General features: G+C 62.3%; 3 protein-coding genes, 1 tRNA gene and 1 pseudogene. 2 read left to right on the plus strand and 3 right to left on the minus strand.

Annotation, left to right across the window (positions count from 1 at the left end; translation table 11 throughout):
• Positions 1–119, minus strand: a pseudogene (locus tag MOV75_RS31555) (NAD(P)/FAD-dependent oxidoreductase); the annotation flags it as partial.
• A 109-nt stretch (positions 120–228) separates the two neighbouring features.
• Here MOV75_RS31555 and MOV75_RS31560 point away from each other — a divergent pair.
• Complete coding sequence (locus MOV75_RS31560; protein WP_246931377.1) at positions 229–900, plus strand: TetR/AcrR family transcriptional regulator; 672 nt, start codon at positions 229–231, stop codon at positions 898–900.
• 449 nt (positions 901–1349) lie between these two features.
• Here the strand turns inward: MOV75_RS31560 and MOV75_RS31565 are convergent.
• Both MOV75_RS31565 and MOV75_RS31570 read right to left on the minus strand, forming a co-directional pair.
• A tRNA-Ile gene (locus MOV75_RS31565) sits at positions 1350–1425 on the minus strand.
• A 344-nt stretch (positions 1426–1769) separates the two neighbouring features.
• Entirely contained in the window at positions 1770–2744 is a 975-nt protein-coding gene (locus MOV75_RS31570) for a tripartite tricarboxylate transporter substrate binding protein (protein WP_246931378.1), read from the minus strand.
• Between the two features lie 108 nt (positions 2745–2852).
• On the opposite strand from MOV75_RS31570, the gene MOV75_RS31575 reads away from it, so the two are divergent.
• The coding region (locus tag MOV75_RS31575) for a TAXI family TRAP transporter solute-binding subunit (RefSeq protein WP_247007277.1) at positions 2853–3434 on the plus strand (582 nt) is incomplete at its 3' end.

Consider the following 3434-nt stretch of genomic DNA (forward strand, 5'->3'; position numbering starts at 1 on the left):
GCGAAGCGGTTGCGCGGCAGGCCGGTATCGAGAACGGTGACCTTGCGGCGGGCACGGCCGAGCTGCAGGGCGCCGGCGAGACCGGCAAAGCTGCCGCCGATGATGATGACGCCATCCATAGGGAGGCTCCGTGGAAGGACAGGAAACCTGCCCATTGGCTTGCCCATTTCGAAAACTTCATGGTATCGTAATTCAGGAATTAGAATACTGTCAAGTATTGGAATTGTGGTGACCGAAAACAGACAGGGCCGGCGCGGCCGGCCCGCCAACGAGGCGCTTGGCCAAACGATCGTCGACGCCGCGCGCGAACTCTTTTTGGAATTGGGTTTTCAGGCGACGACCTTGGACAAGGTCGCCCAGCGGGCGAAGATATCCAAGCTCAGCATCTACAGGCACTTCGAGAACAAGGAGGCGCTGTTCGGCGCGGCCATGGCGGCCGGCTGCCAGCAGTTGTTTGCACCACAGGCCCTGCTTGAAGGCGTCGACGGTCCGGTCGAAGACCAGCTCATGGCGGTGGGATCATTACTCCTTCGCACGCTGTTGAGATCAGACGTCCGCAGTGTCGAAGCCATGGTCATGGCCGACAAGACGAGTCAAAACGCGTTAAGCAAGCTCCATTTCGAAGCCGGCCCCGCCCATGTCATCGCCCAAACCGAGGCCCTGTTGCGTCAGTTGCACGCGAAGGGGCTTCTGAACGTGCCCGATCCTCTCCGGTCCGCCCGCTTGTTTGCCGCGCTTTTCAAAGGATCCGATCTCCTGATGATCGCACGCTTCGATCAGGCGAGAGCAGAGGACGACAACGAAATCGATTCCTATTGCCGGTCGGCCGTCGCCATGTTCATCGCCGCGCACGGTCGCAACGACCACGTGGTCAAAAAACAAAATTTGAATCGTGCGTGACCGATGTTGTCAAAATAACCGAGGCCGGTTTGAAAATCATGGAGGCTGAAGAGCTTTCGATTGGCGACAAGATCACGGAAAAATACGCTTGTTGAACTATCGGTTGCGATACCAGTCCGCACGATGATGCCCGCGCGCCCACCCGCTCTTGTTAGTCGGGGAAATAGCTCCGCAAACAATGCGTATGTGTTCACGTCGCCGGCGCCACTCAGCGGGAGTCGATCTGTCTCGCGTACAAACACGCTGGCAGCTTCGGACGCGCGTTTCGGCATTGCGGGCATTACGGTGACAGTGCACAAAACATCCCTTCAAGCGGAAGCGGCGAACCCTCAGGCAGCGCATTTCCCCGCCTTCGCGCTAGCGCGCTTCGACGTGACAGCCTTCGTTCGCTTCGCTGGGAGTTCGTGGTACGGGCTTGCCGAGCCGAAGCTCGCGAAGCGAGCGAAGGCTGGTGGGCCCGGCAGGACTCGAACCTGCAACCAGACCGTTATGAGCGGCCGGCTCTAACCATTGAGCTACAGGCCCCGCCGCGAGGCGGCCGCTTGGATCGCGGCCGGCAACGGTGCGCGGTTCGTTTACAGGGATGGGGGCGGGGGTGCAATGCCGGCTCTGGCGGAGGGGAACGCCGGCGCGGCATCGTCGATCGTTTTCGAATACCCGAAATTGGCGATGATGACTGTATAACCCCGTTTTGCCCGACGAAGCAAACCGCCTTGCGGAGGATCTGTTTTTCGGGTCCGGTAACCCATTGAAATAACTGGTCTCGTCTACTGTGCATGGGGTTGTTTTGCGACTTTTGAAAAGAGGGAGCCCTCCAGGGCCCCCCGATGCGTTGCCGACGGGTCGCAAACTCGCTGCAGGGCCACTCGCTAGTCCACCGAGACGCCGGCGAACTCCACGACCTTCTTCCACTTCTCGGTCTCGTCAGTGACCAGCTTGCCGAACTCGGCGGGCGTCATCGGCTTGGGGATGCCGCCGGTCTCCGCGAGGCGGGCGACCAGCTTCGGGTCTTTCAGCGCTTCGCCGATCGCCTTGTTGAGCGTCTCGATCACCTCGCTCGGCGTGCCCTTCGGCGCGGAGATGCCGTAGAAGCCGATCGATTCGAAGCCCGGCACGGTCTCGGCGATCGCGGGCACGTCAGGCACGCTCGGCCAGCGCTGCGGCGAGGTCACGCCCAGCGCGCGGACGTTGCCGCCCTTGGCCTGCTCCAGCGCGGAGGGCAGGTTGTCGAAGATCAGCTGCACCTTGTTGGAGATGATGTCGGGGAACGCGATCGCAGATCCCCGATAGGGCACGTGCACCATGTCGCACTTGGTCATCACCTTGAACAGCTCTGCCGACATGTGCACCGAGGTGCCGTTGCCGGACGAGGCAAAGGAGATCTTGCCGGGATTGGCCTTGCAGTAGTCGACGAACTCCTGGACCGTCTTCGCCGGGAACGCGTTGGAGACGACCAGCATGTTGGTGAGCTGCATGATGCTGGCCACGGGGGTGGTGTCGCGCAAAAAGTCGAACGGCAGCTTCTTGTAGAGCGAGGTCGAGATCGCGTTGTTGGGCGCGACGAACAGCAGCGTGTAGCCGTCGGGCGGCGAGTTGATCGCGGCGGCGGCGGCGATGTTGCCGCCGGAGCCGGTGCGGTTCTCGACGATGAATTGCTGGCCGAGACGATCCGACAGCCATTGCGCCATGATCCGCGCCACGATGTCCACCGGGCCGCCGGCGGAAAAGCCGATCAGCCAATGCACGGGGCGGTCGGGATAGGCGGCGGAGGCGGGAGGCGTTGCGCTGAAAAGACCTGTGAGGATTGCGAGCCCAAAAATACCCTTACGCAAAATTCGCAACATGACGCCTCCCATTGTTCTATTGTCGTTGCGAGCATGCTTTCACAAAATCGGGCCGCTGCCTACATCGTCACTCAAGTCGGTGTTGACGCAGGTCCGTCAGGGACGACCATGAGATTCGCATCCATCCTCATCGGCGCGGCGCTGCTCCTCGGCCCCGCCGCTGCGCAAACCGGAGGCACGGCCATTTCGACCATCACGATCAGCCTCGGCACCGCGACACCCGGCGGCGGCTTTCCGCTCTATGGCAACGCCTTTGCCGAGGTGATGAACGCGGCCGATCCGCAAATCTCCATCGCACCCCGCAACACCAAGGGCAGCAACGAGAACATTCCGCTGCTGGAGAAGGGCGAGCTCGATCTCGCGCTGGTCGCGGGCGAGCCGGCCTATGAGGCCTTCGCCGGCATCGGCCGCGCGCCGGTGCGGCTGAAGATCCTCACCGCGATCTATTCCAACCCCGGCATGTTCGTGGTGCGCGCGGACAGTCCCTACAAGACGATCCAGGATCTCGTCGGACAGCCGGTGGCATTCGGCGCCAAAGGCTCGGGCCTGCCGATCCTGGCGCGCTACGTGCTGGATGGACTCGGGTTGAAGCAGGACGAGGACTTCAAGGCCGTCTATCTCGACCGCGTCGGCGACGGCCCCGCGATGGTCGAGGACGGCCGCGTCGCAGCGCTTTGGGGCGCCGGCATC

The organism is Bradyrhizobium sp. PRIMUS42, assembly GCF_023006515.1.
In the GTDB taxonomy this organism is placed as follows: Bacteria; Pseudomonadota; Alphaproteobacteria; order Rhizobiales; family Xanthobacteraceae; genus Bradyrhizobium.

What these genes read in the sequence shown, in the direction of transcription:
- MOV75_RS31570 (WP_246931378.1), bottom strand. Translation starts at nt 2,744, where the DNA reads ATGTTGCGAATTTTGCGTAAGGGTATTTTTGGGCTCGCAATCCTCACA.